Source organism: Pseudomonas fluorescens group sp. PF-1 (genome assembly GCF_054481335.1).
Genome location: NZ_JBTMNG010000001.1, coordinates 2,473,519 through 2,498,828, shown reverse-complemented (window position 1 = coordinate 2,498,828; position 25,310 = coordinate 2,473,519). Strand labels below are relative to the sequence as shown.

Below are 25,310 nucleotides of genomic sequence, written 5' to 3'. Positions count from 1 at the left end.
ACCGCAATCCCTGCAGGAGCCTCGACCGGCTGCTCCTGCAGGTCAGGTGGCGTGCCTTAGCGTTCAGGCCAGCAGTGCCTTGAGGTCGTTGTACAGCGCTTCGGGAATCTGCACCCCTTCCGCCAGGCTGCGCGCCCGCGCCGCATAACGTCGCTGCGACGGCAAACGCGCGCCCTGTCCTTCAATGCCCTGAAACAACGCTTCGGCCCTGGCCAGATGTACCGGCGCCGAGTCGCCCAGAAAGCGTCGGGGATCCAGTGCGATGATGAGTTCGCCATGGTACGGCGAAGACTTGCTGCCGGCGTCGTAAGCCAGCGATTCAGCGCTGGTCAGGTCACCGATCAACGGCCCGGCGATCAACTCGACCATGGCCGCCAGCGCCGAGCCCTTGTGTCCGCCGAATGTCAGCATTGCGCCGCTGTCGAGCACCACGTTGGCATCGGTCGTCGGCTGACCCTGTGCATCCACGCCCCAGCCTTCGGGGATCGCCTTGCCGGCGCGGCGGTGCAGTTCGATGTCGCCCCGGGCGATGGCGCTGGTGGCAAAGTCGAACACGAAAGGGTCCTGTCCCGCCCGCGGCCAGCCAAAGGCAATGGGATTGGTGCCGAACACCGGCAGACGTCCCCCGGCCGGCGCTACCCAGGCATGGCTCGGGTTGCACGCCAGCGCGACCAGGCCCTCTGCGGTCAGTTGCTCGATCTCCACCCATAGCGCGGAAAAATGCACGCAGCGGTTGATCGCCAGTGCGGCAATACCATTGTCTCGGGTTTTCTGCGCCAGCAACGGCAACCCCGCCTGGAACGCCAACTGCGAGAATCCACCCCCCGCATCCACCCGCACGATCGACGGTGCCTGGTCGATCACCTGCGGCTCGGCCGTGGCCGACACCTTGCCGGCTCGCAGGGAATTCACACACCCCAGAATCCGGTACAAACCATGGGAGGCGCAGCCATCTCGCTCGCCGGCGATCACCGTCGCCGCCACCGCTTGCGCATGGGCCAGATTAAAACCGTTGTGCAACAGGATCGATTCGGCCAACTCACGGGCTTCGATCAGGCTCAGATGGATCATGGTCATCTCCTTGAACAGACCGTTCAGGGTGGTCTGTTCAAGGCGAGCTGGCTTGATGGGTTTGGGCACAGGGGATGACGAAATCGGCACAGGGCAATTCTGGACGGTCGCCCGGACCATCAATGGGGGTCATTTGACGAGTCGCTTTTCCTTCGATGGCCGGTAACCGAAGTACGCGCTGTAGCACTTGCTGAAATGACTGGGCGAAACAAAGCCACAGGCCACCAGCACATCGACCTGTGACAACTCCGTGTGCTGCAGCAGCCGGCGCGCTTCAGTGATCCGCAGCTCCATGTAGTAGCGTTGCGGCGTGGTGCCCAGTTGCTCCCGGAACAGACGTTCCAGTTGCCGACGGGAACGGCCTGCATAGACCGCCAGTTGCTCCAGCTCCAGAGGCTCCTCGAGGTTGGCGTCCATCAACTTCACCACCTCGCGCAAGGGCGCACTCACGCAGATATTTTCAGTGGGCTTGATACGCCGGTAGCGAGATTCTTCGAAAGCCAGGATGTCCTCGATACCCTCGACCAGTGCTTTGTCGTGCAGACCCTTGATCCAGTCCAGCGCCATGTGGAATGCCCCGGAAGGGCTGGACGCCGTGAGCCGGTCCCGATCGATGATGTAGGGTTCGCTGCTGACTTGCGTCGCCTTGCAGAACTCCGCGAGCGCCGGACGATGTTCGGGGTGAATGGCGCAGCGGTAACCGTCGAGCAAACCGGCCTTGCCGAGGAACCACGCACCATTCCACAACCCGGCCAGACTGACACCCTGCTCTGCTGCGGTCCTCAGCAGGTTGATAAAACCCTCACTGGCCTTGAGTTCCGTCCGATAGCCACCGCAAATGACCAGCAGATCCAGCGCCTTGATCTCCGAACAGTCGAGTCTGGCATCGGGGCGAATCACCAGTCCCAGATCGCTGACGACCTCGCCTTCGTTCAGGCCAAAGGTTCGCGAAGAAAACGCCTCCGGGCGTAGCAGATTCGCCGTGACAAAGGTGTCCAGCGCCTGGGTAAACGCCGGCAGCGAGAAATGTTCGAGCAACAGGAATCCAGTTCGAACCGTTCGCAGGTCACCTGTGTGCTCATTGAGATAGCGAAGGTTTTTCCCCTTCATGCCTCCGCTGAATTGCCGTCGTTCGATCAATGCCCGACCCACTCCGTAATCTGTTGGTGAAACGCGATGCCAAGCAGTTCGGACTAGGGTGCCCCCTCGTCCATCACATCTTGCGCCCAACTGAGGGCGGCCACGACAGTAGGGAAACCGATCGTGCTGGTCAATGCGATCAGTGCATGGCGGATTTCCTCCGGCGTTGCCCCCGCTTGCGCGGCCCGCCGGGCATGACTGTGGACAGCGCCTTCGGAATGGATGGCCGCCGCCGCGCCAAGCTGGACCAACTGGACCACTTTTTCCTCCAGCGGCCCCGCCTCACGCACGGCCGCGCCCAATGCCTCCACGGCGTCCAGGTACTGCGGGTATTGCTGCTTGAGGTGTCGGTAGGTGTTGTGCTCTTTCTTCTTTGCCATCTCTTTTCTCCTCGCGAACCCGTGCCGGCCTGCACCGATGGGTCCGTTCCCGGCAGTGTTCAACACGATTCATAAAGGCTTCGATCAGCGCAACTTGCGAAAAGCAACAGTAGGCTAAGCTTAGTGCAGCTTATTGCTCACGATGCTCGCATCTGCAGGTTTCGGGTTTTTCTGGAGAGCGTCTGCAACAGCTGATTCAGACAGGCCCAACACCATTTGCGCAGGACTTGCCGTGATGACCGAGCCTCTCCTCAGTTTTGACGAACTCAAGCGTGCTGCCGCCTCCGGCGAAATCGACACCGTCCTGGTGTGCATGGTCGACATGCAGGGGCGACTGGTCGGCAAGCGTTTCCAGGTCGAGTTTTTCATCGACAGCGGCCATGAAGAAACCCACTGCTGCAATTACCTGCTCGCCGACGACATCGACATGGAGCCGGTGCCCGGTTATGCCGCCGCCAGCTGGAGCAAAGGCTACGGCGACTTCGTGCTAAAGCCCGACATGAGCACCTTGCGCAAGGTGCCCTGGCTTGAATGCACGGCGCTGGTGCTCTGTGATGTGCTCGACCATCACCATCGAAGGGACCTGCCGCACAGCCCGCGGGCGATCCTGAAAAAGCAGGTCGAGCGCCTGCGCGAGCGCGGCTACACCGGCATGTTCGCTTCGGAGCTGGAGTTCTACCTGTTCGACGAAAGCTACGAAGCCATTCACAAGCGCAACTACCACAAGCCGAAAACCGCCGGTCACTACATCGAGGACTACAACATCCTGCAGACCACCCGCGAAGAGCCGGTGCTGCGGGCGATTCGCAAGCACCTGCAGGCGTGCGGCATTCCCGTGGAAAACTCCAAGGGCGAATGGGGACCGGGCCAGGAAGAAATCAACATCCGATACGCCGATGCCATGACCATGGCCGACCACCACGTCATCATCAAGCATGCCTGCAAGGAGATCGCGCAACTGCAAGGCAAAGCGATCACGTTCATGGCCAAGTGGCGCTATGACGCCGCCGGTTCCAGTAGCCACATCCACAATTCGCTGTGGGACAAGAACGCCAAAAAGCCTCTTTTCTACGATGCCAAGGCCGAGTTCGGCATGTCGAAACTGATGCGCGCCTGGGTGGCCGGGCAGCTCAAGTATGCCAACGACATCACCTGTTTTCTCGCGCCCTACATCAACTCCTACAAGCGCTTTCAGGCCGGCACCTTTGCACCGACCCGAGCGGTGTGGAGCCGCGACAACCGAACCGCAGGCTTTCGCCTGTGCGCTGAAAGCAGCAAATCCATCCGCATCGAATGCCGCATTGGCGGTGCCGACCTCAACCCCTACCTGGCCTTCGCCGCGTTGATCGCGGCCGGGCTGGCGGGGATCGACGAGAAGCTCGACCTCGCCCCACCCTTCGAAGGTGACGCCTATCTCGACGAGCAACTGCCCGAAGTCTCCAAGACCTTGCGCGAGGCCAGTGCCGCCCTCCAGGGCTCGAGCATGTTGCGCGAAGCCTTCGGTGATGAAGTGGTTGACCACTATGTACACACCGCCGAATGGGAACAGAAAGAGTACGACCGGCGGGTGACCGATTGGGAATTGCAGCGCGGCTTCGAGCGCTATTGAGACCGACATGCTTTCGACGATTCAACTGATCTCACCGGTCGATGGCCGGGTTTACGCCGAGCGCCAGTATGCCGATGCGGCACAGATCGAACAGGCTCTGGCGGATGCCAGCGCCGCCCAGGCGCAATGGAAACGCCGGCCACTGAGCGAGCGCGCGGCGTATTGCAGCGCGGCGGTGGACGCGATGCTGGCCATGAAAGACGAGATCGTCCCGGAGCTGGCCTGGCAAATGGGCCGTCCGGTGCGTTTTGGCGCGGGCGAGCTGCGGGGTTTCGAGGAACGCGCACGCTACATGATCGCCATTGCACCAGAGTCCCTGGCAGCGGTTGAACCCACGCCCGTCGCCGGTTTTCGCCGGTTGATCAAACGTGAACCGCTGGGCACGGTGCTGGTGATCGCGCCCTGGAATTACCCCTACCTCACCGCCGTCAACACGATTATCCCGGCGTTGATGGCCGGCAACGCCGTGATCCTCAAACACGCTTCGCAAACCCTGCTGGTGGGCGAACGGTTCGCCGCCGCCATGGCTCGCGCCCAACTGCCGCCAGGGCTGTTCCAGAACCTGTTGCTCGACCATGATCAAACCGCTGCGATCATTGCCAGCGGGCAGGTGCAGCAGGTTAATTTCACCGGATCAGTGGAAGCCGGCCGGGCCATGGAAAGCGCGGCCACGGGACGCTTCCTCGGCATAGGCCTGGAACTTGGCGGCAAGGACCCTGCCTACGTGCGGGCAGACGCCGATCTCGAACAGGCGGTAGAAAACCTGGTGGACGGCAGCTTCTTCAACTCCGGGCAAAGCTGCTGCGCCGTGGAGCGCATCTATGTCGATCAAACAATCTACCCGGCCTTTGTCGAGCGCTTCGTCGAACTGACCCGCCAGTACGTGCTCGGCAATCCACTGGACCCGGCCACCACCCTCGGTCCGCTGGTGACGCCCGGCGCGGCGGTCTTCGTGCGCGCCCAGATCGCCGAGGCCCTGGCCCAGGGCGCCAGGGCGCTGATCGATCCACTGGCCTTTGCCGTCGATGTGCCGGGCAGCGCTTACCTCGCGCCGCAGGTGTTGGTCGATGTCACCCATCAGATGTCCGTCATGCGCGATGAAAGCTTCGGCCCGGTGGTCGGCATCATGCCGGTGACCGGCGACGACGAGGCGATCGCCTTGATGAACGACAGTGAGTTCGGGCTCAGCGCCTCAATCTGGACCCGGGACCTCGCCGCCGCCGAACGCCTGGGCAACGAAATCGACACCGGCACCCTGTTCATGAATCGCTGTGATTACCTGGACCCGGCCCTGGCCTGGACCGGCGTGAAGAACAGCGGGCGCGGCGTGACCTTGTCGCGGCTGGGCTACGAACACCTGACCCGCGCCAAATCCTTCCATCTGCGCCACGAGATCTGAACCATGAGCCTGACCGGAAACTGGAACTACCCCACGAGCATTCGCTTTGGCGTCGGCCGCATCACCGAGCTGGCCGAGGTCTGCCGCAGCCAGGGGATCCAGCGACCGTTACTGGTCACCGACAGTGGCCTGGCGCGAGCCCCGATCACCACGGCGGCCCTCGATGCCCTGCGCGCCGACGGCCTGGGCGTCGCGCTGTTCTGCGACCTCAAGCCCAACCCGGTCGAAGCCAACCTGGCCGGCGGCCTCGACGCCTGGCGCGCTGGCCAACACGACGGTGTAATCGCCTTCGGCGGTGGCAGCGGCCTGGACATGGGCAAGCTCATTGCGTTCATGAGCGGCCAGACCCGCCCGGTCTGGGATTTCGAAGACATCGGCGACTACTGGACCCGCGCCGATGAAAGCCGCATCGCCCCGATCATCGCGGTGCCGACCACGGCGGGTACGGGCTCTGAAGTGGGCCGCGCGGCGGTGATCATCGACGAGGCGAGCCACACCAAACGCATCATCTTCCACCCGAAAATGATGCCCCGAGTGGTCATCAGCGACCCGGCCCTGACCGTCGGCATGCCGGCCAAAGTCACCGCTGGTACCGGCATGGATGCCTTGGCGCACTGTCTGGAAGCGTATTGCGCCCCCGGCTTTCACCCCATGGCCGATGGCATCGCGGTCGAAGGCATGCGCCTGGTGACCAATGCGCTGGTACGGGCGGTGCATACCCCTTCGGACCTCGATGCGCGCGGGCAAATGCTCGCGGCCGCGGCGATGGGAGCCACTGCTTTCCAGAAAGGCCTGGGCGGCATGCATGCCCTCGCCCATCCGATTGGTGCGTTGTACGACACCCATCACGGCATGACCGACGCCACCCTGATGCCCTACGTGCTGAAATTCAATCGCCCGGCCATTGAAGAGCGCATCACCCGCCTGGCTGCTTATTTACGTTTGCCCTCGCCGGGGTTCGACAGCTTTCTGGCCTTCGTCCTCAAATTGCGCAAGGACATCGGCGTGCCCCACACCCTGTTTGAATTGGGGGTGGACGCCAAACAAGCCGACCTGATCGCGGACATGGCCATTGTCGATCCGTCGGCCGGCGGCAACCCACTGCCGATCACCCGGGCCGGCGCAGCGGACATTTTCGACGCAGCGTTCCACGGCCGTCTGTAGGAGCGAGCCGGCTCCGGGCGGCGTTCCGACGATGGGCGTTAACGATGACGCGTGCTTTCTGGATAAACGCGGCGCCCTTGAGGCCATCGCGAGCGGGCTCGCTCCCACAGTCTGATTTCAATGACCACGAAACCCGCGACCGGCAGCGATCCCCAGTAGGAGCTGGCTCTGCGTTTTTTGCGAACATCAATGCGATCACCTGAAGGTTTCGTCTACCCTCACAAAGCGCCCGGCAGCAATTGGCTGGCAACGGGCGCATCGTCACTCTTCCGTTAATGCACCGGAGAACCTCCATGCTCAAGCGTACCCTGGCATTGGCCGTCGGCTTGACCCTGTCTGTCTGCACCCTGCTGACCCAGGCCGCTGACACCTTGAAAGTCAGCGCCATTCCTGACGAAGCCCCGACCGAACTGCTGCGCAAATTCAAGCCACTGGGCGCTTATCTGGAGCAGCAGTTGGGGATGAAGGTCGAGTTCGTGCCGGTCAGCGACTATCCGGCGGTGGTCGAGGCCCTGGCCACCGACCGCATCGATCTGGCCTGGCTCGGAGGCTTTACGTTCGTGCAGGCGCGCCTGAAAACCGGCAACGCAATACCACTGGTACAGCGTGAGCAGGACGCCCAGTTCACCAGCAAATTCATCACCGCCGACCCGGCCGTCAAATCCCTGGCCGATCTCAAGGGCAAGAGCTTTGCCTTTGGTTCGGTGTCTTCGACCTCGGGCAGCCTGATGCCGCGCTATTTCATGCTCAAGGATGGCATCAAGCCGGAAACGTACTTCAGCCGCGTCGGCTACTCCGGCGCCCATGACGCCACGGTGGCCTGGGTCCAGGCCGGCAAGGTCGATGCCGGGGTATTGAACGCCAGCGTCTGGGAAAAACTGGTGGCCGCCGGCAAGGTCGACACCACCAAGGTCAGGGTGTTTGCCACCACCCCGGCCTACTTCGATTACAACTGGACCGTGCGCGGAACCCTCGACCCGGCCCTGGCAGCGAAGATCAAGGCCGCCTTCCTCGCCCTAGACCCGGCGAAACCGGCGGACAAGGAGATTCTCGATCTGCAAGCCGCCAGCCGCTTCATCGAAACCAAGCCCGAAAACTACAAGGGCATCGAGGAAGCCGCACGCGCCGCCGACCTGCTCAAATGACATTGCACTTGAGTGGCGTCAGCCTGACCCACGGCAACGGCGTCCATGCCTTGCGGGGCCTGGACCTGCACATCGGGGCCAACGAACAGGTGGCCATCATCGGTCCGTCCGGCGCCGGCAAGTCGAGCCTGCTCAACCTGCTGGCCACTGCCCTGCGACCCAGCAGTGGCGAATTGCAAGTGCTGGGCGAACGGGCCTGGCAGCTGTCCGCCCGGCAGCGTCAGCGCCTGCGCGCGCGCATCGGCCTGGTGCATCAAGCGCCCCCGCTGCCGCCCCGCCAACGCGTAGTGACGGCGGTACTGGCCGGGAAGATCGGTCAGTGGGGCCTGGGCAAAAGCCTGCTGAACCTGGTGCATCCGCTGGACATTCCCGGCGCTCGCGCGGCGTTGACCCGGCTGGACCTGAGCGACAAATTGTTCGCGCAGTGCCAGCAATTGTCCGGTGGTCAGTTGCAGCGCGTGGGCATTGCCCGCGTGTTGTACCAAGCGCCGGAAGTGCTGTTGGCCGATGAGCCGGTGTCGGCCATGGACCCGGTGCTGGCCGAGCACACGCTGTCGGTCCTCTGCCGTCATGCCCGCGAACACAACGTCACCCTGGTCGCCAGCCTGCATGCGGTGGAACTGGCGCTGGCGCACTTTTCGCGGATCATCGGCTTGCGCGACGGACAGATCCTGTTCGACCTGCCGGCCAGCCAGGTCGACCGCGACCTGCTCGACACGCTCTACGCCAACGAGCAACTGCAATTCTCCCCGGTTGCGCCGCCGCCCTTGAGCGTGCAGATACCCCGATGCTGACGCGTGACAACCGCGACCCCGCCGCCGGACCGCGCCTGCTGCTCAGCCTGCTGGCGATTGCCCTGTTGTGGCCGGGCATCCACTTCAGCGAGCTGGACCTGAGCGTGCTGCTGGCGGGTGACAGTCAGAGCGAGATAGGCCGTTTCGTCTCCGCCTTCTGGCCTCCGGCCCACGGCGAAGAATTCCTTGAGCTATTAGTGCAAGCGACCTTACAGACCCTGGCCATCGCCACGGCGGGCCTGGCCCTGGCCTTGTTGTTGGCCGTCCCCGCCAGCCTGCTGGCCAGTCGGGCGCTGTCGCTGTCGGCGGCGTCCCGTGCCGGACGCCCGAGCCCCTGGGCTCAATTGCTGCGCTGGCCGGTGCGCGGCTTATTGATCTTCCTGCGCAGCGTGCCGGAAATCGTCTGGGCCCTGTTGTTCGTGCGTGCCGTCGGCCTTGGCCCCACGGCCGGGGTGCTGGCCATCGCCATCACCTACAGCGGCATGCTGGGCAAGGTCTACGCGGAGATTTTCGAGTCGGTCGACCAGCGCCCGGCCCACGCGTTGCTGCAGGCGGGCAGTGGCCGGCTCGCGGCGTTTGCCTACGGGATCTTGCCCAATGTCGCGGCGGAGTTGCTGTCGTACACGGTGTATCGCTGGGAATGCGCGATTCGCGCCTCGGTGGTGATGGGGTTCGTCGGGGCCGGTGGCCTGGGCCAGCAGATGGATCTGTCGCTGCGCATGTTCGCCAGCGGCGAAGTCGCCAGCCTGTTGCTGACGTTCCTCGTGCTGGTCCTGCTTGCCGATCAACTCAGTCGCCTGCTGCGCTGGAGGCTGGCATGAATCGCCTGATCAATCTGGCGCTGCTCCTGGGCATCGGCGCCGCCATCGTCGCTTCATTCAGCTACCTGGGCATCGACCTCGGCGAATTGGGCGCCAGCGGCAATCTGAAACAGATGGGCGCCTACGCGCAGCGATTTCTCAGCCCGGACCTGAGCGCCGGTCACCTGCAAGCCATCGGCCGTGGCGCCCTGGAAACCATCGCCATGTCAGCCTTGGGCACCCTGCTCGCGGCGGTGTTCGGCCTGCTGTTGGCATTGCCCGCCGCCGGGCGCTTCGGCTGGCCGTTCAAAAGCGCTTCGCGCCTGCTGCTCAATGCCCTGCGTGCGGTGCCTGAGCTGGTATGGGCGGCGCTGATGGTGCTGGCTGCCGGGCTCGGCCCGAACGCCGGGACCCTGGCATTGGCGCTGCACACCACCGGCGTACTCGGTCGCCTGTTCGCCGAAGCCCTGGAAAACACCCCGCCGCAACCGGCCGAAGCGATTCGCCTGCAAGGCGGCAATGCGCTGTGGGCGTTCTGTTACGGCACCCTGCCCAACCTGCTGCCGCAATTGCTGGCCTACATCCTGTACCGCTGGGAGAACAATATCCGCATGGCCAGTGTGCTGGGGTTCGTCGGTGCAGGCGGGTTGGGCCAGATGCTGTATGTCAGCCTCAGCCTGTTCCAGGAAGCGCAGGCCAGCACAGTGATTCTGGCCATGCTGTTGCTGGTGTTCGCCGTCGATTCGCTGAGCAGCTGGAGTCGCCAGCGCTGGGTCAAGGCCTGAGTTCAGGCTTCGCTGATTTTGCTGACGCTGGTGATTGGCCGGTTCCTCGGGGTCACCAGCGCCCGGCAATGACTGCCCGGCATCCGCACGGAGTTGCAACGAAGGCCTGAACCGCCCGCGCCTACAGGTTTGCCTGGCGCTGCCGGTAAATCCGTTCGGCGGCGAGCAGTTGTTCGCGGTCATTGACCCCGCGCACATCGTCCTCCTGCACTTCCACCGCCGTCACCGGCAAACCGGCACCGTTGGCCACGGTCACGACATCGGTCAGGTAATACTCGCCCTGGGCGTTTTGCTTGCCGATGCGTTCCAGCAGCCAGAGACAGCTGTCGGCGCGCAGGCCCATGACCCCGCCGTTGCAGAAGCTGACTTGCAACTCCTCTGCACTGGCATCCTTGGCCTCGCGGATAGCCCGCAAGTGGCCGTCCTCCACCAGCAAGCGTCCGTAGGGTCCAGGCTGATCGGTGTGAAACCCGGCGACTGCCACCGCGGCGCCATCGATCAAGGCCTGGCGCAACCGCGAGAGTGTCTGCGCACTGATCAGCGGTGAGTCTCCGAACAGCACCAACACACAGCCCTGTTCGTGGGCCTGCAAGGCTCCACGGGCGGCGAGCAGTGCGTGGGCGGTACCCAACTGTTCATGCTGAGTAAACAGCCGCGCGGTCGGTGCCGCCTGCCGCAGGTAGTCGGCCACGACAGGCCCACCCGCCCCGAGCACCACTGCCACCTGCTCGATGCCGGCGGCCTCGACCGCCGCCAGCACATGGCCGAGCAGCGGTCGATCGCCCACCGCGTGCATGACCTTCGGCAGCGGCGACCGCATGCGAGTGCCCTGCCCGGCGGCGAGAATCACTGCCAGGGTTGGCCAGCCAACGTTGTCCGTCATGACAAATCCCCCCAATGCGTCAACGCCTCACGCCGGATCGCGATAGAACACATCGTCGGCATACGGATACCACCAGTCCTGGATCTTCGGCTGATGATCGATGATGACCATTTTCGAGCGGCGGAACGCTTCCAGTCCCTGACGTCCCAACTCGCGCCCCAGGCCGGACATCTTCCAGCCACCAAACGGCAGCGCGTCGTTGTCGATCAGCGGGTTGTTGACCCAGACCATCCCCGATTCCAGGCGATCGGCGGCCTCCATCGCTTCGGCAAGGTCGGTGGTGAACAACGAAGCACCCAGGCCGAACGGCGAGTCGTTGGCCAAGCGCACGGCTTCGTCGAAATCGCTGACACGACAGATCGCCGCCACTGGGCCAAAACACTCCTCCTTAAGGATCGCCATGTCACCGGTGACGCCGGTCAGAATGGTCGGTTCATAGAACCAGCCGACGCTGTGCTGCGGCGGTATGCGTCCGCCACAAACCAGCGTCGCGCCCTTGGCCAGGGCGTCGTCGACCAGGCGCATGACCTTGTTGCGCGCCGCCTCGCTGACCATCGGCCCGATTTCCGTACGCTCCAGGCCATGGCCGATGCGCAAGGCGCGGGTACGCTCGGCAAACTTCGCGACAAACGCGTCGTGGATCTCATCGACCACGTAGAAGCGTTCCGCCGAGGTGCAGATCTGTCCGCTCAGATGGAATGCCGCAGTCACGGCGCCCGCAGCGGCCACCTCCAGCGGCGCGTGTTTGGAGATGATCAACGGGTCGCTGCCCCCGGCCTCGATCACACAGGGTTTCATCTGCTGCGCGCACGCCACTGCAACCGCCTGGCCAGCGGCGACGCTGCCGGTAAAGGCCACGGCGTGGGTCTGCGCTGACTTCACCAGTAACTGCGCGGTGGCGGCATCGCCCGGCACGCAAGACATCAGCCCCGGCAGCAGTGAGGTGAAATGCTCCATGAACTTGAGGGTGCACAGGGTCGTGGCTTCCGCCGGCTTGACGATGCAGGCGTTGCCCGCCGCCAGCGAGGCAGCGACCGTCCAGCACATCAGCAGGATCGGAAAATTGAACGGCATGATGTGCACGCTGACACCGTAGGGCTCGTAGCGCACATGCTGGAAAGAACCGATCTGCGTGGTGCCGGCGACCTTGCCCGCATCGTCCCGGGCCATTTCCGCGTAATAGCGAAAGATCGGCGCGCAGTTGGCCAGCTCACCCATGGCCTCGGGAAACGGCTTGCCCATTTCCAGGGTCATCAAGCGTGCGACTTCACGGTTGCAGGCGACGTCCTGCTCAATCGCATTGGCCAGTTGATGCAGGCGTGCAGCGCGGCTTTTCGCATCGACCAGGCGCCAGTGTTTTTGCGCGGCGGTTGCGGCATCGATGGCCGCCTGAACATCGGTTTCGTCGCACAGGCCAACCTGCCCGACCGGTTGCAGGGTCGCCGGGTCCAGCACCTGGCGCACCCGCGCGCTGGTCAGTGGCAGGTATTCGGCGTTGATGAAGCGTGAGGCGATGTCAGTGTTGAACGTGGCCATGGGAGGATCCTTGAACCAATCGATAAGGGGTTTCGCGCAGTGCCGCCAGGGTCGCGGCGGGCAAAGGTTCGCGCCAGCCCGGCAAGTGCCGGTCGAGCCACTCGCGCAGCGGCGCCAGGGCTTCGGCGTTCAGCGCTCGAACAAACAGACCGAGGGTACGCGGCAGGTGAGCCAGGTAGCCGTGCTTGCCATCGCGTCCGGCCAGGCGCACGAAAATTCCCAGCACCTTGGCGTGACGCTGGGCGGCCAGTCGCCGGTAATCTTCAAGAAAACGCGGGGCGTCGAGTTCCGGGCGCTGCACCAGGTAATGGCTGAGCAACGCCATACGCAGTCCTTCGGACATGTCGCGGCGAGCGTCTTCGAGCAGCGACATCAAGTCGTACGCCGCAGCGCCCACCAGCGCATCCTGGAAGTCCAGCAGGCCACAGGCCGCGACGCCTTCGCGGCCTTGCAGCAGCATCAGGTTGTCGACGTGAAAGTCGCGCAGTACCAGCGCTTCGCGACGTTGCGCAACATCGGCGAAGGCATCGGCAAACTGCTGCAGATACGATTCGCGCAAAGCCTGCGCCGCCTCCTTGCCGATCAACAACGGCGCATACCAGTCGATGAACAACGCGCACTCGTCGCTTAATTGCCGGGCGTCGTAGGCCGCCAGCTCCGCGCCTGGCGCCGAGCCATGCAAGGCCACCAACGCATCAACCGCCAGGCGATACAACTCGCGCTCCGGGTACCCGGTCGCCAGCAACCGGGTGTAGGTGTCGTGACCGAAATCCTCGATCAACGCCAGCCCCGCCTCTTCATCCACTTGCAACAAGGCCGGCGCCGACAATCCGAGCCCGTGCAAATGACGGGCAACCTGGACAAAGGGGCCAATCGGCTCGCTGTGGGGCGGCGAATCCATCAGCAACAAACCGACCCCTTCCAGGCGAAAATATCGCCGGCTCGACGCGTCGGCTGGCAACGCGACCAAGGACGCCCCCGCGTAACCGGCGCGCGCGAGAAAGGCTGCGCGCTGGTGCTCACGGGTGGGCAATGACGCAGGTGCATCTGTCATGGCATTCACCGGATCATGTAGACCTTTTTCACGGTCTCGTGGACGGTGCACACGCCCTTCCAGTCCTTGCGGAAGAAGGCCGCCGTATCGGGTTTGATCTCGATCACTTCGCCGGACTCATGCACGTAGGTGCAGCGGCCTTCGAGGAAATGGCAGAACTCGTCGCTGGTGACATGGCAAAACCACTTGCCCGGCGTGCAGATCCACACACCGCATTCGGACTGGCCTTCGGGGCCTTTGTGCAGCACCACGCCCGAGACACGGGACTCGCCTTCGAGCATGGTCGGGATCACGCCCCAGTCCTTGACTTCGGTGATTTCCAGCGGGTTGTACAGAAACGGGGTGGTCATAAATCTTCTCCAATAAAAAAGGGTTAACGCCTGGCAACTGCAGGAGCGAGCTTGCTCGCGAAGGACGCCAGGGCACCGCGTTTATCCAGACAGCCCTTGTCATCGTTGACGTCCATCGCGAGCAAGCTCGCTCCTACAGAGGTCAAAGGCTCAGGCCAGCATGTAGACGTTGCGCAGGGTTTCCCGGACGTGGCATTCGCCGGTCCAGCCGGCCGGGAACAGCACCAGGGTGTTGGGGCGAACCTCGATCACTTCGCCATTGTCGTGGCGGTACGTGGCCGCGCCGGCGATGAAATGGCACAGCTCGTCACGGGGAATCGCCAGCCGCCAGCGACCTGGCGTGCAGACCCACAGTCCGGTTTCCGGGCTGTTGTTCGGCCCCTTGAACAGCAGCCGACCGCTGGAATGTGAGACACCTTCGACGGCGTCGCTCTGCACGCCCCAGTCCACCAGGTCGGTGCGAGTGCTGACGGCTTCGAGGTACGGCGTGAATCCCGCCGTGGTGGATGAATCAGGCATCGTTAAGCACCTTGTCGAGGATGGCGGCCGCGTCGGCCGGGCCCTTGCGTGATTGCATCTGCGCGCTGGTGCGCTGCAGGCGTTGGCGCATGGCCTCGTCGTTGAGGCACGCGGCGAGTTTTTCCGCCAGTTGCGCTTCGGTCCATTGGTAACGGTCGAGCTTGAAGCCGTGGCCGCTTTCCTCGGCGCGCATGGCGTTGTCGTGGCCATCCCATACGTACGACATGACGATCGCCGGTTTGCCGAAAAACAGGCACTCGGTGAAGCTGTTGTTGCCGCCGTGGTGGATCACCGCATCGACCTGGGCAATCACCGAAGGCTGCGGGAACCAGTTGGAGATCTGCACGTTGTCCGGCAGGTCCGGGTACTCATCAAGATGCTCGCCGACATTGAACAGTGCGCGATACGGGAGCTGGCCCACGGCCGCGATCAAGCGTTTGAGCAGGTCGACATCACCGGAGCCGAGGCTGCCGAAGCTGACGTAGAGCAACGGCTTATCGTTGTTGGCGCGGAACGTCGGAATCTCATAGTTCGTGTCGTGCCGCACACAGCCTTGCAGGTAATGAAAACGCTCGGGCGGCAGCGGATGCCGGCGCTCGAACTTGACCGCGTCGGGGTACAGCAGCAGGTTCATGTAAGGCGAAGCTTCGAAGAAGATCCCCAGCGGATACGGCTGCTCGCCGTGGGCTTGCAGGAACTGGTTGAAGTCGTCGTGGATCGGCCCGACCACCTCTTCGAAACGCTGGCGAAATTGTGCATGCCCGGCCTTGTCGTCGATGCTCATGCCCGACAGGTGCGGCGGGATATCCGGGTCTTCGATCTCGTTTTCCGAGCAGGAAATGATCCGCACCCACGGCTTGCCGTACTGTTTGATCGCCGGAAACAGGATCACGTTGTCGACGCAGATCAAGTCGGGTTTGACCTTGTCCAGCACCGCCGGCAGGTCCTTTTGCGCCCACTTGGCGGTCTCGACGATGGCGGCCCAGCATTCCTTCACGTAGTTGTCGATCTGCTCCAGCGGCGACTTGCGGAAGTTGGGAATGTGGCCGTTGATGAAGTCGACCCAGTAGCGCGCCATGTCCTCGGGGGGCATCGGTGCCGACATGTTGACCATGTGTTCTTCAAACCCGTAACCGGCGTACACGCCGCTCATTCCGGGGTCGGTGAGGAATACCGCCTTATGGCCCAGCGCTTCGCAGGCCTGGGCGATACCGACTGAGTTCAGCGCCGGGCCATAAGCGGCTTCCGGAAAGAAGGCGATCACTTTCTGTTTCATCGAGAGATACTCCTGCCTGGTCTTTTTATTGTTCAGCGCGTCAAAACACGGGCGTGGCGAGGCTGCCAGCCCAAGCGGATGGTCGTACCGATTGCGAAACGGGCGAATTCGAATTGCGACGACGGCACGCGAACGATCAGGGCCTTGTCGCTGAGGCCCGTCTGCACATGCACATTGGTGTCGAGGCCGTGGTAAGCGATTTCGACGATCTTGCCGCTGACCTGGTTGGCGCAGGTGCCGGCCTCTTCGGTCAGCACTTGCAAACGTTCCGGACGCACCACCAGGGCCACCGATTGACCAGGCACCAGCGGTACGTCGGTCTCGACCACCAGCTCCTGGCCGTTGACCCGCACCGAACGCTCGCCCGAACGCACGCCTTCAAACAGGTTGCTGACCCCGATGAAATTGGCGACGAAGCGGCTGTTGGGGTTCTCGTAGAGCTCGCTCGGGCTGCCGCACTGGCAGACCTTGCCGCCGTCGAGCACCGCCATGCGATCGGACATCACCAACGCTTCTTCCTGATCGTGGGTGACGATGATGAAGGTGATACCGCTTTCCAGTTGCAGGCGCTTGAGTTCCAGCTGCATTTTTTCCCGCAGCTTCTTATCCAGTGCGCCCAGCGGCTCATCGAGCAGCAACACCCGAGGACGCTTGACCAGCGCCCGTGCCAGGGCGACCCGTTGACGCTGGCCACCGGACAGCTGATCGGGCTTGCGCTCGGCCAGCTCCCCGAGTTGCGCGGTGCTCAGCACTTCATCGACCCGGCGGCGGATTTCCGCATCCGGCAGACGCTCCATTTCCAGGCCGTAGGCAATGTTCTTGCGCACGGTCATGTTGGGAAACAGCGCATAGGACTGGAACATCAAATTCAATGGCCGCTTGTTGGCCGGCAGCGGTGAGATGTCCTTGCCGTCCAGGTAGATGCAGCCGCCGCTGGGCGTCTCGAATCCGGCGAGCATGCGCAGCAGCGTGGTCTTGCCGCAGCCGGACGGTCCCAACAGGGCGAAAAACTCGTTCTCGCGGATGTTCAGCGACACCTCGTCGACGGCCAGGCCGTTGCCATAAGACTTGCTGACCTTGTCCAGGATCAGTACCGCAGATGAATTATTCATGGGTGCGAGGAGCCTTGTTGAGACGCTGCGAAGCCAGCAGCGCAGTGATGCTGACCAGCATCACCAGCGTCGCCAGGGCGTTGATTTCCGGGGTGACGCCAAAACGGATCATGGCGTAGATCTGCATCGGTAACGTGGTCGAGGCCTGGCCGGAACCGGAGTTGAAAAAGGCGATGATGAATTCGTCCACCGACAGGGTGAACGCGAGCAAACCACCGGCCAGCACACCGGGAAAAATCGCCGGCAACAGCACCCGGCGAAAGGTGGTGAACCCGCTCGCGCCGAGGTCGATCGAGGCTTCGAGAATCGAATAGTCGAAATGCTTGAGCCGGGTGCGCACCACGGCGCAGACGAAGGCGATGTTGAACACCGCGTGGCTGATGATGATCGAGTGCAGCCCCAGCCCGACCTTGAGCAGGTTGAAGAAGCTCAGCAGCGCGATGGCCAGGACGATGTCGGGGATGATCATCGGCGCCATCAACAAGGTGTCGACTACCTGCCCCTTGTCATCGCCCTTGCGACGCATCTCGATGCCCAGTGCCAGCAAGGTGCCGAGCACACAGGCAATGAAGGTCGCCGACAGCGCCACGATCAGGGTGTTGAGCGCCGCCGACAATATCGCCGAGTTGTGCGCCAGCGCCGCATACCACTTCAGGGACACCCCGCCCCAGGCGGTGGGCAAGCCGGACTTGTTGAACGAGAGCAGGATCAACACCAGGATCGGCACATAGAGGAAGGCGTAGACCAGACCCAGATGCGCATTGAGGACGCTGCCGCCAACGGAAGGTGATCGACTCATGGGCGGCCTCCTTCGGCACGACGGGCCACCAGTGCCTGGATGAACAACAGGACCAGCATGATCGCGATCAGGAAGAAGCTCAGGGCCGCGCCGAACGGCCAGTCCCGCGCGGTCAGGAACTGCGAGTAGATCAGGTTGCCGACCATCTGCACCTGCTTGCCGCCGAGCAAATCGGCGGTGATGAAGTTGCCGATGCTGAGGACGAAGACAAACACCGCGCCCGCGGCAATGCCGGGCACGCTCAGGGGCAGGATGATCCGGCGAAAGGTCATCCAGCCCGAAGCACCGAGGTCTTTGGAGGCGTCCCAGAGTTCGTTGTTGATCCGCGACAGCGAGGAGAAAATCGCCAGGATCACAAACGGGATGTAGTTGTAGACCAGCCCCAGCACCACCGACGCTTCGGTGTACAGCAGGCTGATGGGTTCACCGCTGTAGCCGCACAGTTGCAGCAGGCGGTTGATCAGGCCTTCACGGTTGAGCAGGACGATCCAGGCATAGGTTCGGATCAGGTAGTTGCTCCAGAACGGCAGCATCACCAGAAACAGGAATACCGCTTGCCGACGCCGTGGCGCACGGGCAATGGCGTAGGCCGCCGGGTAGCCGATCAGCACCGCGAAGACCGTTGCCAGACCGGCGATTTTTGCCGATTTGAGCAGGATGCTCAGGTACAGCGGATCAAAGGCGCGCTGGTAGTTTTCCCAGGTGAACAACCAATCGATGCCGCCATAAGCACCGCGTTCGACGAAGCTGTAGACCAGCACCAGCAAGCAAGGAATCACCAGAAAAGTCAGCAGCCAGCCGAAGCCGGGCGCAAGAAGCCAGGCCGACAGACGCCTGTCAGCATGCAAAGCACTCATTACCCATATCCTCCCGCCTCAGGACCGAGGCGGCTTGCGAGCGTGGCGAGGCATGCACGACATGCCTCGGTTCGATGCGGCTTGCGTTGTGTGGGGCTTAGTTCTGTGCCGCCATGATTTCGGTGACGGCCCGGGTGTAGGCCTTCTGCGTGGTGCCGCCCAGGTCGCGCAATTGCTCCATCTTCACCAGCTCGCCCGGGGCGATGGTCAGGTTGGGGTATTGCTTGAGCAGGTCAGCGGACAAGCCGGCCATTGCAGCCTGGTTGGGGATTTTGTAGAGGATGTTTTCGGCGACCCAGACGTGGTTTTCCTTGGCCAGCATGAAGTTGACGAACTTGAACGCCTCGTCCTGATGCTTCGAGCTTTTCAGCACGACCATGGTGTCCACCCACAGGTCGGAACCTTCCTTGGGCACGACAAACTTGATCGCCGCGTTGGCCTGGGTGCCGTAGTTGCACCAGCCATCCCAGGCGTGCGCCATCAGCGATTCGCCGGAAGCGAGCTTGGAATAAAAGGTGGTGTCGTCAAAGGCGAGGATGCGTTTTTTGGTGGCGATCAGCTGATCGCGTACGGCGGCGATCTGGCCGGGGTCGCTGTCGTTGACCGACCAGCCCTTGGCGAGGAATCCGGCCCCGAGCATCCAGCGGTCGGTGGCCAGCATCGTGACCTTGCCCTTGAGCGCATCGCTGGGGTTGAGCAGGTCGTTCCAGCTTTGCGGCGCCGGGGTCACCTTGTCGGTGCGATAGCAGATACCCGTCGTGCCCCAGGTGTAAGGCACCGAGAAGTGGTTGCCGGGGTCGTATTCCAGGTGAGTGGCTTCGGGGTAGAGGTTTTTGAGATTGGGGACCTTGACCGGATCGATGTCGGTCAGCAGCCCTTGCTTGTGCAGGACTTCGGCGAAGGGCGAGGAGACGAAGACCACGTCGTACCCTTCACCGCCAGACGCCATGAGCTTGCCCATGATCTCTTCGTTGGTGGCGTGCAAGGCTTTGTCGACATCGACGCCACTGGCCGCCTTGAACTTGTCCAGCGCATCCGGGGCCATGTAGCCGTCCCAGATGGAAATCACCATGTCTTTCGCGCTTGCAGCCTGTGTAGCGATCGCCAGGGAAACGGCCAACCCCACGCACAGCACGTCTTTCAGCTTTCTCATGATACTCACCCGACGATTGTTTATTGTTTTTTCGAAGGCAGTACGGCAAAACGAGAAACGATTACATGTGTTTTTTTTTAGAAATTAGGACCAGCATCAAAAGATGTCAACGCTTTTTTTCTGCGCCTGACGATTGAGCGGCGCATGGCATAAGATGAGCGCCTGAGTCCGAAGCGACCGAACCGAGATAAAACGCTTGAGCACAACAGCCGAGAAAAAACCCCGCACCAACCACCTTGAACTGGCCCGAAGGATCCTGGAACACACCCAGGAAACCGGGCTGGTGGCCGGTGACCCGGTGGCCGAGCAAGCACTGGCACGCACCTTTCAGGTCTCGCGCACCCTGATTCGTGGCGCCCTCAAAGTGCTGCTGGAAGAAAACCTGCTGAGCCATGAAGCCGGCAAGGGCTATCGCCTGATTGCGGCCCCCGCTGGCCAGGCCTTCAACGCCGCCCTGCCCCAGGCCGAAGAAGAAGAGCTGGCCACCTCGGTCCTGCGCGACCGCATGGCCGGCCGCCTGGGTGACAGCATCAGCATCAGCGAGTTGATGCGCCGGTACGACATAGGCCGGCCGGCGGCGCAGAAAGCCCTGCAACAACTGAGCGAAAGCCAGGCAATTGAACGCGGCCCCGGCCAGTCCTGGCTGTTTCGGCCCTCACTGAACAGCCTTGCCGCGCTGGAGGAAAGCCTGAAATTCCGCCTCATTCTCGAGCCGGAAGCCTTGCTCGGCGGGCAGTTCAACGCCGACCCGCAACGCCTGGCCCTTCTGCGCAGCGCCATGCAAACCCTGCTGGCGCGCCCGGTGGAAGACTTCGACATCCAGCAGTTCCGCGAGCTGGATATCAGCTTCCACGAACTGCTGGCCCAGAGCTGCGGCAACCGTTTCATCGGCGACGCCCTGCTCCAGCACCAGAGCCTGCGACGCCTGCCGAACCTGCTGCCATCGGTCAGCGTGCACCGCTTGCAGGAAGCCTTGCGCGAGCACCTGCAAATCATCGCCCACATCGAGCGCGGACAAATGGAGATCGCTGCCGACCTGCTGCGCCTGCACCTGCGCCTGAGCGCCGCGCAACGCCCGCAAACCGCCAACCGTGGCATACCGCAGAGCCACCCGCTCGGGCGCCGTTGAAGCGCCTCAAAAAACTTGATGATTTTTTTTATAAAATAAGACAGCATCAAATCATCTTCAGAAACGGCGGGACTTTCCCGCCTTGGATCTGGCGGCGCCATGCACACACAAAAATTAATCGCCCTGTTTCCAGAAGCCAGTTTCGGCGCAGCCTTGAACTGCATTGGTATCGCCCAATCGCTGCGTGAACTGGGCGCCAAACCGGTGTTCATCTGCCACGAGCATTTCCGGGGACTTTTCGCCGAATACGGTTTCGACGAGTACCCGATCCCGCAAGCCAGCCCATTGTCGGCGGCGGAGCACCAGCACTATTGGGAGCGCTTCATCGAGCGCAACATTCCCTACTTCGACCAGACCCCGCTGGCGCAGATCGACAGCTACGTGGCACCGGCCTGGGACGCGATCATCGACACCGCGATCGAAGCGGAAAAACCCTTGCAGCAATTGCTCAGCCGGCTGAAACCGGATGTGATCGTCCTCGATAACGTGGTCATGTTTCCGGCCATCGCCAACGCCGGCTGCCCGTGGGTGCGGATGGTCTCCTGCGCGGAAACCGAACTCCCCGACGCCGCCGTGCCGCCCTACCTGTCCGGTTGCCTGGCCAGTGATGTCGAAGGCCGCGAGCGCTTCACCGAGCATTACCTGAAAGCCGTCGCACCGGCCCATGAGCGCTTTTCGCAGTTTCTCGCCAGCAACGGCACGCCACCCTGCCCGCCCGGCCAGTTCCTCGTCGACTCGCCGTGGCTCAACCTGCTGCTGTCGCCGACGCCGGTACGCTACGAACGCCAGCAACCTCTGGACCCGCAACGCTACGTCTACCTAGACGGCTGCGTGCGCCGCGAAGCGCCCTACATCGTTCCTGACTTTCCGCGGCACAACGAAGCGCCGCTGATCTACATCAGTTTCGGCAGCCTCGGTGCCGCCGACACCGAGATGATGAAACGACTGATCGGCACGGTCGAAACCCTGCCCTATCGCTTCCTGATCAACGTCGGCGCCTACCGCGACATGTACACCACCGTGCCGGACAACGTGTACCTCGACAGCTGGTTTGCCCAACCGGCGGTGCTCAAGGAGTGCGAGCTGTTCATTCATCACGGCGGCAACAACAGTTTCTGTGAAGCGCTGTACTTCGGCTTGCCGTCACTGATCATCCCTTACTGCTGGGACGGCCACGACAACGCCGCGCGCGCCGAGGAAGTCGGCGTCGGCCGCTACCTGCCACGCTTCGCCGATCCGCTGGCGGCACTGCCCGCCGCCCTCGAACAGTTGCTGGCCGACCACGGGATGAAACAGCGCCTCAAGGCGTTCAGCGAGCGCATGCAGGCGATTCGCGGCACCGACCTGGCGGCTCGGGCGATTCTGGCCTTGCCCGACAGCTGACCCACCATTGCCGCCCACAACGCCGGAGTTGCTGAATGAAGTCCCCACCGCGCCACGACTCGCTCGACAACGTACACGCCCACCCGTTCTGGCAGGACACCGTCGCACAAGCGCCAAGCGCATCGCCACTGGCGGGCAGCCTGCAATGCGACCTGGCCGTTGTCGGCGGCGGCTTCACCGGGTTGTGGACGGCGCTGTTGGCTCGTCAACGCCGGCCAACCCTGAACATTGCGATCATCGAAGCACGCCACTGCGGCGGTGAAGCCAGCGGACGCAACGGCGGTTTCTGCGCGCCAAGCATCTCCCATGGCGTTTCCAATGCACTGAAACGCTGGCCCCAGGAAGCCGAGCGACTGATCCGCCTGGGACGGCAGAACCTCGACGAGTTGGCGGCCGACCTGCAGCACTTCGGCATGCAGGTCGAGTTCGAGCGCGAAGGCAAGTTGAACCTGGCGAGCCAACCCTGGCAGGTCGAGGGTTTGCGCTCGATGCAACGCAACTACGCCCGGTTCGGCATTGAGTGCCAATGGCTTGAAGGCCGCGCGCTGGCACAGCACCTGAACTCACCACTCTACGGTGCCGGAGTGTTCGAACCGAACTACGCGCTGCTCAACCCGGCGAAGATGGCCGCCGAGTTGCGCCGGGTCTGCCTTAAGCAGGGCATTCGGTTGTTCGAGCAAAGCCCGGTGCTGGAACTTCAGAACACCGGCGACCGTCTGCGCTTGCGCACGGCGAACGGCGGGATGGAAGCCGGGCAAATCGCCCTCGCGACCAACATCGCCCCGCCGCTGCTCGGGCACCTGGCCTCCAGCGTGATCCCGGTATATGACTACAGCCTGGTCAGCGAGCCGCTGAGCGATGAGCAACTGCAGGCTATCGGCTGGACCGGCCGCTACGGCATCGCCGATTCGGGCAACCAGTTCCATTACCTGCGCAAGACCGCCGACAACCGCATACTCTGGGCCGGCTACGACGCCATCTATCACTTCGGTGGACGCCGCGATGAAGCGCTGACGCAACGACCGGCGAGCTTCAAGCGCCTCGCCGAGCAGTTTCACCAGGCATTCCCGCCATTACGCGACGTGCGCTTCAGCCATGCCTGGGGCGGCATCATCGACACCTCCGCGCGCACCACGATGTTCACCGGCTGTGAGATGCAGGGTCGCGTGGCCTACGCCCTCGGCTTCACCGGGCAAGGCGTGTCGGCCAGCCGTTTTGCCGCGCTGAACATGCTCGACCTGCTGGCCGGCGAAGCCACCGAACGAACAGAACTGATGATGACCTCCAGGGCGCCCTTCCGTTTTCCGCCAGAGCCACTGCGCTACGCCGGGGTGAAGCTGGCGCAGCGCTCGCTGGCCCGGGAAGACCGCGATGGTCATCGCGACCTGTTGCTCAAAACCTTCGATGCCTTTGGTATCGGCTTCGATTCCTGAACCGGAGATCCGCATGTCCAGCGCCCTGCCCCAGCACGTGATCAACTTCGCCAATCCGCAGTTGATCCCCAAAGAGCTCGAAGTCAATGACCCGGCCCTTGTCGATGCGCCCTATCGCAGCAGCAGCTGGCGCCACTTCGTGGCTCCGCAGAAAAACGCCGTGGCCGGCATCTGGGAAGCCGGCCCGCATCTGGAGCGCTGCCAATGCGATTACGACGAGCTGTGCCATATCCTCGAAGGCACGGTGCGCCTGACCGATGCGCAGGGTGTCAGTTGCACATTCGGCCCCGGCGCTTCGTTTGTGGTAGCCGCCGGATTTCAAGGCACCTGGGAAAACCTCACGGCGGTGCGCAAGGTGTATTTCATACTGGGATGAGCACCCGACCGGTGCTACCGGTCGTTACTCGGCCACCGCGACCTGGTTGCGCCCACGGGCCTTGGCGCGGTAAAGCGCTTTATCAGCGTTGCACATCAAACTGTGCAAATCATTGTCGCCAGGCACCATGATCGCCACACCGACACTGGCGGTTATGCAGTGAACCGGGCCGGTCATGAGCCCGGAAATGGACTGGATGAGGTCCTCGGCAATGCCCTGGGCGGTCTCGATGGAGGTATTGGGCAGCAACACCGCGAACTCCTCCCCGCCCAGTCGACCGTGGATATCGCCCTCGCGAAAGGATTGACCGATCACCACCCCCATTTGTCGCAGGACCTGATCGCCGATCTGGTGCCCGTAGGTGTCGTTGATGTGTTTGAAGTGATCCATGTCCAGCATGACCGCACACAGCGGCAACTGGTAATTTCGGCAATGGCTATAGAGCTGCTGGGCATGCTGGAAAAAAGCCCGCCGGTTTCTCAGGCCGGTGAGTTCATCGGTTTGTGCCGCGCGCGTGGAGATGCTGTGCGCCAGCTCCATTTCGCGGGTTAGCCGAAAGGCCGTTTCCACCGCATTGGCCAGGCTGCTGGTGGCCCTGAACACGAATGAGGCGAACACCAGGACCGCCACGGCCATCCCGATTTGCAGGGATGACGGCTGGAACAGCAGCCACAGGGTGCAAGGCAACAGCACCAGGGAAATCGACACCACCGTCATGTAGCGGTAGGCCGAGTAACAGGACACCGCACTGACGGACATGCCGACGGTAAACAACATGACCAGCGCCTGGGCCAACAGGTCGTCCCTGGGCATGACCGCCAACGCTCCAGCGCCCCAGATGCCAGCGGACAACACCAGCGTCAGCCAATACTTGAGTTCCCAGCGCTGCGGCGTGCGCAGCGCTGCCGGGCTGTGGAAATAGACTACGAACATCAAAATGCGTATCAACGTCGCCCCCGTCAGCAGGGCTATCCACCAGAAAACCACGTTATGATCAAAACGATCCCAACACAGCCAGCTCAACATGATCACGGCCAGAAAACTGCCGAAAACCGCCGAAACCGATTGGCGAAACAACTGATGCAATCGATCCATGTGCACCTGCTGTGCAATGTAACGATCCTGCTCGTGCCGAAAACCAAGGCCGTCCATTCAATCCGCCT

The 25,310-nt window shown here is 62.8% G+C and carries 25 protein-coding genes; 11 read left to right on the top strand and 14 right to left on the bottom strand.

Annotation, left to right across the window (positions count from 1 at the left end):
• Positions 1–63 precede the first annotated feature (63 nt).
• The 3 genes from ACX3YD_RS11945 to ACX3YD_RS11935 all read right to left on the bottom strand — a co-directional run bounded on the left by ACX3YD_RS11945 (position 64) and on the right by ACX3YD_RS11935 (position 2,591).
• Positions 64–1,071: an Ldh family oxidoreductase gene (locus ACX3YD_RS11945; RefSeq protein WP_458960048.1), complete on the bottom strand. Its 1,008-nt coding sequence runs from the start codon at positions 1,069–1,071 to the stop codon at positions 64–66.
• Between the two features lie 129 nt (positions 1,072–1,200).
• Positions 1,201–2,181, bottom strand: a complete 981-nt coding sequence (locus ACX3YD_RS11940; protein ID WP_103404434.1) for a GlxA family transcriptional regulator — start codon at positions 2,179–2,181, stop codon at positions 1,201–1,203.
• Positions 2,182–2,264: 83 nt separating this feature from the next.
• Positions 2,265–2,591, bottom strand: a complete 327-nt coding sequence (locus ACX3YD_RS11935) for a carboxymuconolactone decarboxylase family protein (RefSeq protein ID WP_458960047.1) — start codon at positions 2,589–2,591, stop codon at positions 2,265–2,267.
• A gap of 235 nt (positions 2,592–2,826) precedes the next feature.
• Here ACX3YD_RS11935 and ACX3YD_RS11930 point away from each other — a divergent pair, with 235 nt between their 5' ends.
• The 7 genes from ACX3YD_RS11930 (at position 2,827) to phnE (ending at position 10,287) form a co-directional block, all read left to right on the top strand.
• Positions 2,827–4,200: a glutamine synthetase family protein gene (locus tag ACX3YD_RS11930; RefSeq protein WP_103404359.1), complete on the top strand. Its 1,374-nt coding sequence runs from the start codon at positions 2,827–2,829 to the stop codon at positions 4,198–4,200.
• 7 nt (positions 4,201–4,207) lie between these two features.
• A complete protein-coding gene (locus ACX3YD_RS11925) occupies positions 4,208–5,599 on the top strand; it encodes an aldehyde dehydrogenase family protein (RefSeq protein WP_458960046.1) in 1,392 nt (463 codons plus the stop codon).
• 3 nt (positions 5,600–5,602) lie between these two features.
• Positions 5,603–6,763, top strand: coding sequence for an iron-containing alcohol dehydrogenase (locus ACX3YD_RS11920; protein ID WP_458960045.1), 1,161 nt, complete (start codon positions 5,603–5,605; stop codon positions 6,761–6,763).
• 293 nt (positions 6,764–7,056) lie between these two features.
• Positions 7,057–7,908 carry a putative selenate ABC transporter substrate-binding protein gene (locus ACX3YD_RS11915; protein WP_458960044.1) on the top strand — a complete coding sequence of 284 codons (852 nt, stop codon included), beginning with the start codon at positions 7,057–7,059 and terminating at the stop codon, positions 7,906–7,908.
• Entirely contained in the window at positions 7,905–8,702 is a 798-nt protein-coding gene (locus ACX3YD_RS11910; protein ID WP_103404355.1) for a phosphonate ABC transporter ATP-binding protein, read from the top strand. Before ACX3YD_RS11915 ends, ACX3YD_RS11910 begins: the two co-directional genes overlap by 4 nt.
• Positions 8,696–9,523, top strand: coding sequence for a PhnE/PtxC family ABC transporter permease (locus ACX3YD_RS11905; protein WP_047530212.1), 828 nt, complete (start codon positions 8,696–8,698; stop codon positions 9,521–9,523). Before ACX3YD_RS11910 ends, ACX3YD_RS11905 begins: the two co-directional genes overlap by 7 nt.
• Positions 9,520–10,287: a phosphonate ABC transporter, permease protein PhnE gene (gene phnE / locus ACX3YD_RS11900; protein WP_458960043.1), complete on the top strand. Its 768-nt coding sequence runs from the start codon at positions 9,520–9,522 to the stop codon at positions 10,285–10,287. Before ACX3YD_RS11905 ends, phnE begins: the two co-directional genes overlap by 4 nt.
• A 121-nt stretch (positions 10,288–10,408) precedes the next feature.
• Here phnE and ACX3YD_RS11895 read toward each other — a convergent pair whose 3' ends face one another.
• From ACX3YD_RS11895 to ACX3YD_RS11850, 10 genes are all read right to left on the bottom strand, one after another.
• Positions 10,409–11,170, bottom strand: coding sequence for an NTP transferase domain-containing protein (locus tag ACX3YD_RS11895; RefSeq protein ID WP_458960042.1), 762 nt, complete (start codon positions 11,168–11,170; stop codon positions 10,409–10,411).
• A gap of 27 nt (positions 11,171–11,197) precedes the next feature.
• Positions 11,198–12,706, bottom strand: a complete 1,509-nt coding sequence (locus ACX3YD_RS11890; protein WP_458960041.1) for an aldehyde dehydrogenase family protein — start codon at positions 12,704–12,706, stop codon at positions 11,198–11,200.
• Complete coding sequence (locus ACX3YD_RS11885; RefSeq protein ID WP_458960040.1) at positions 12,687–13,760, bottom strand: aminoglycoside phosphotransferase family protein; 1,074 nt, start codon at positions 13,758–13,760, stop codon at positions 12,687–12,689. The genes ACX3YD_RS11890 and ACX3YD_RS11885 overlap by 20 nt, the downstream gene beginning before the upstream one ends.
• 5 nt (positions 13,761–13,765) lie before the next feature.
• Complete coding sequence (locus ACX3YD_RS11880) at positions 13,766–14,110, bottom strand: cupin domain-containing protein (RefSeq protein WP_090462618.1); 345 nt, start codon at positions 14,108–14,110, stop codon at positions 13,766–13,768.
• A gap of 150 nt (positions 14,111–14,260) precedes the next feature.
• Entirely contained in the window at positions 14,261–14,629 is a 369-nt protein-coding gene (locus ACX3YD_RS11875; protein WP_103404351.1) for a cupin domain-containing protein, read from the bottom strand.
• Positions 14,622–15,905, bottom strand: coding sequence for a nucleotide disphospho-sugar-binding domain-containing protein (locus ACX3YD_RS11870; RefSeq protein ID WP_458960039.1), 1,284 nt, complete (start codon positions 15,903–15,905; stop codon positions 14,622–14,624). The genes ACX3YD_RS11875 and ACX3YD_RS11870 overlap by 8 nt, the downstream gene beginning before the upstream one ends.
• Before the next feature lie 32 nt (positions 15,906–15,937).
• Positions 15,938–17,017: an ABC transporter ATP-binding protein gene (locus ACX3YD_RS11865; RefSeq protein WP_458960038.1), complete on the bottom strand. Its 1,080-nt coding sequence runs from the start codon at positions 17,015–17,017 to the stop codon at positions 15,938–15,940.
• Entirely contained in the window at positions 17,010–17,816 is an 807-nt protein-coding gene (locus ACX3YD_RS11860; protein ID WP_458960037.1) for an ABC transporter permease, read from the bottom strand. Before ACX3YD_RS11860 ends, ACX3YD_RS11865 begins: the two co-directional genes overlap by 8 nt.
• The gene (locus ACX3YD_RS11855; RefSeq protein WP_052193571.1) at positions 17,813–18,673 is read right to left on the bottom strand and encodes an ABC transporter permease; all 861 of its coding nucleotides are present in this window, start codon (positions 18,671–18,673) and stop codon (positions 17,813–17,815) included. The genes ACX3YD_RS11860 and ACX3YD_RS11855 overlap by 4 nt, the downstream gene beginning before the upstream one ends.
• Before the next feature lie 97 nt (positions 18,674–18,770).
• Complete coding sequence (locus ACX3YD_RS11850; protein ID WP_458960036.1) at positions 18,771–19,826, bottom strand: polyamine ABC transporter substrate-binding protein; 1,056 nt, start codon at positions 19,824–19,826, stop codon at positions 18,771–18,773.
• 196 nt (positions 19,827–20,022) lie between these two features.
• On the opposite strand from ACX3YD_RS11850, the gene ACX3YD_RS11845 reads away from it, so the two are divergent.
• The 4 genes from ACX3YD_RS11845 to ACX3YD_RS11830 all read left to right on the top strand — a co-directional run bounded on the left by ACX3YD_RS11845 (position 20,023) and on the right by ACX3YD_RS11830 (position 24,147).
• The gene (locus tag ACX3YD_RS11845; RefSeq protein WP_103404346.1) at positions 20,023–20,955 is read left to right on the top strand and encodes a GntR family transcriptional regulator; all 933 of its coding nucleotides are present in this window, start codon (positions 20,023–20,025) and stop codon (positions 20,953–20,955) included.
• Between the two features lie 99 nt (positions 20,956–21,054).
• Positions 21,055–22,338: a nucleotide disphospho-sugar-binding domain-containing protein gene (locus tag ACX3YD_RS11840; protein ID WP_103404345.1), complete on the top strand. Its 1,284-nt coding sequence runs from the start codon at positions 21,055–21,057 to the stop codon at positions 22,336–22,338.
• Positions 22,339–22,373: 35 nt separating this feature from the next.
• A complete protein-coding gene (locus tag ACX3YD_RS11835) occupies positions 22,374–23,771 on the top strand; it encodes an NAD(P)/FAD-dependent oxidoreductase (protein WP_458960035.1) in 1,398 nt (465 codons plus the stop codon).
• 13 nt (positions 23,772–23,784) lie between these two features.
• Complete coding sequence (locus ACX3YD_RS11830) at positions 23,785–24,147, top strand: cupin domain-containing protein (RefSeq protein WP_103404343.1); 363 nt, start codon at positions 23,785–23,787, stop codon at positions 24,145–24,147.
• A gap of 24 nt (positions 24,148–24,171) precedes the next feature.
• Here the strand turns inward: ACX3YD_RS11830 and ACX3YD_RS11825 are convergent, their stop codons facing one another.
• Positions 24,172–25,299: a GGDEF domain-containing protein gene (locus ACX3YD_RS11825; protein WP_103404342.1), complete on the bottom strand. Its 1,128-nt coding sequence runs from the start codon at positions 25,297–25,299 to the stop codon at positions 24,172–24,174.
• Between the last annotated feature and the right edge of the window lie 11 nt (positions 25,300–25,310).

What these genes read in the sequence shown, in the direction of transcription:
- ACX3YD_RS11925 (WP_458960046.1), top strand. Translation starts at nt 4,208, where the DNA reads ATGCTTTCGACGATTCAACTGATCTCACCGGTCGATGGCCGGGTTTAC.
- ACX3YD_RS11835 (WP_458960035.1), top strand. Translation starts at nt 22,374, where the DNA reads ATGAAGTCCCCACCGCGCCACGACTCGCTCGACAACGTACACGCCCAC.
- ACX3YD_RS11910 (WP_103404355.1), top strand. Translation starts at nt 7,905, where the DNA reads ATGACATTGCACTTGAGTGGCGTCAGCCTGACCCACGGCAACGGCGTC.
- ACX3YD_RS11885 (WP_458960040.1), bottom strand. Translation starts at nt 13,760, where the DNA reads ATGACAGATGCACCTGCGTCATTGCCCACCCGTGAGCACCAGCGCGCA.
- ACX3YD_RS11935 (WP_458960047.1), bottom strand. Translation starts at nt 2,591, where the DNA reads ATGGCAAAGAAGAAAGAGCACAACACCTACCGACACCTCAAGCAGCAA.
- ACX3YD_RS11890 (WP_458960041.1), bottom strand. Translation starts at nt 12,706, where the DNA reads ATGGCCACGTTCAACACTGACATCGCCTCACGCTTCATCAACGCCGAA.
- ACX3YD_RS11855 (WP_052193571.1), bottom strand. Translation starts at nt 18,673, where the DNA reads ATGAGTGCTTTGCATGCTGACAGGCGTCTGTCGGCCTGGCTTCTTGCG.
- ACX3YD_RS11930 (WP_103404359.1), top strand. Translation starts at nt 2,827, where the DNA reads ATGACCGAGCCTCTCCTCAGTTTTGACGAACTCAAGCGTGCTGCCGCC.
- ACX3YD_RS11830 (WP_103404343.1), top strand. Translation starts at nt 23,785, where the DNA reads ATGTCCAGCGCCCTGCCCCAGCACGTGATCAACTTCGCCAATCCGCAG.
- ACX3YD_RS11945 (WP_458960048.1), bottom strand. Translation starts at nt 1,071, where the DNA reads ATGATCCATCTGAGCCTGATCGAAGCCCGTGAGTTGGCCGAATCGATC.
- ACX3YD_RS11895 (WP_458960042.1), bottom strand. Translation starts at nt 11,170, where the DNA reads ATGACGGACAACGTTGGCTGGCCAACCCTGGCAGTGATTCTCGCCGCC.
- ACX3YD_RS11940 (WP_103404434.1), bottom strand. Translation starts at nt 2,181, where the DNA reads ATGAAGGGGAAAAACCTTCGCTATCTCAATGAGCACACAGGTGACCTG.
- ACX3YD_RS11860 (WP_458960037.1), bottom strand. Translation starts at nt 17,816, where the DNA reads ATGAGTCGATCACCTTCCGTTGGCGGCAGCGTCCTCAATGCGCATCTG.
- ACX3YD_RS11865 (WP_458960038.1), bottom strand. Translation starts at nt 17,017, where the DNA reads ATGAATAATTCATCTGCGGTACTGATCCTGGACAAGGTCAGCAAGTCT.
- ACX3YD_RS11920 (WP_458960045.1), top strand. Translation starts at nt 5,603, where the DNA reads ATGAGCCTGACCGGAAACTGGAACTACCCCACGAGCATTCGCTTTGGC.
- ACX3YD_RS11825 (WP_103404342.1), bottom strand. Translation starts at nt 25,299, where the DNA reads ATGGACGGCCTTGGTTTTCGGCACGAGCAGGATCGTTACATTGCACAG.
- ACX3YD_RS11875 (WP_103404351.1), bottom strand. Translation starts at nt 14,629, where the DNA reads ATGCCTGATTCATCCACCACGGCGGGATTCACGCCGTACCTCGAAGCC.
- ACX3YD_RS11840 (WP_103404345.1), top strand. Translation starts at nt 21,055, where the DNA reads ATGCACACACAAAAATTAATCGCCCTGTTTCCAGAAGCCAGTTTCGGC.
- ACX3YD_RS11870 (WP_458960039.1), bottom strand. Translation starts at nt 15,905, where the DNA reads ATGAAACAGAAAGTGATCGCCTTCTTTCCGGAAGCCGCTTATGGCCCG.
- ACX3YD_RS11880 (WP_090462618.1), bottom strand. Translation starts at nt 14,110, where the DNA reads ATGACCACCCCGTTTCTGTACAACCCGCTGGAAATCACCGAAGTCAAG.
- phnE (WP_458960043.1), top strand. Translation starts at nt 9,520, where the DNA reads ATGAATCGCCTGATCAATCTGGCGCTGCTCCTGGGCATCGGCGCCGCC.
- ACX3YD_RS11850 (WP_458960036.1), bottom strand. Translation starts at nt 19,826, where the DNA reads ATGAGAAAGCTGAAAGACGTGCTGTGCGTGGGGTTGGCCGTTTCCCTG.
- ACX3YD_RS11915 (WP_458960044.1), top strand. Translation starts at nt 7,057, where the DNA reads ATGCTCAAGCGTACCCTGGCATTGGCCGTCGGCTTGACCCTGTCTGTC.
- ACX3YD_RS11905 (WP_047530212.1), top strand. Translation starts at nt 8,696, where the DNA reads ATGCTGACGCGTGACAACCGCGACCCCGCCGCCGGACCGCGCCTGCTG.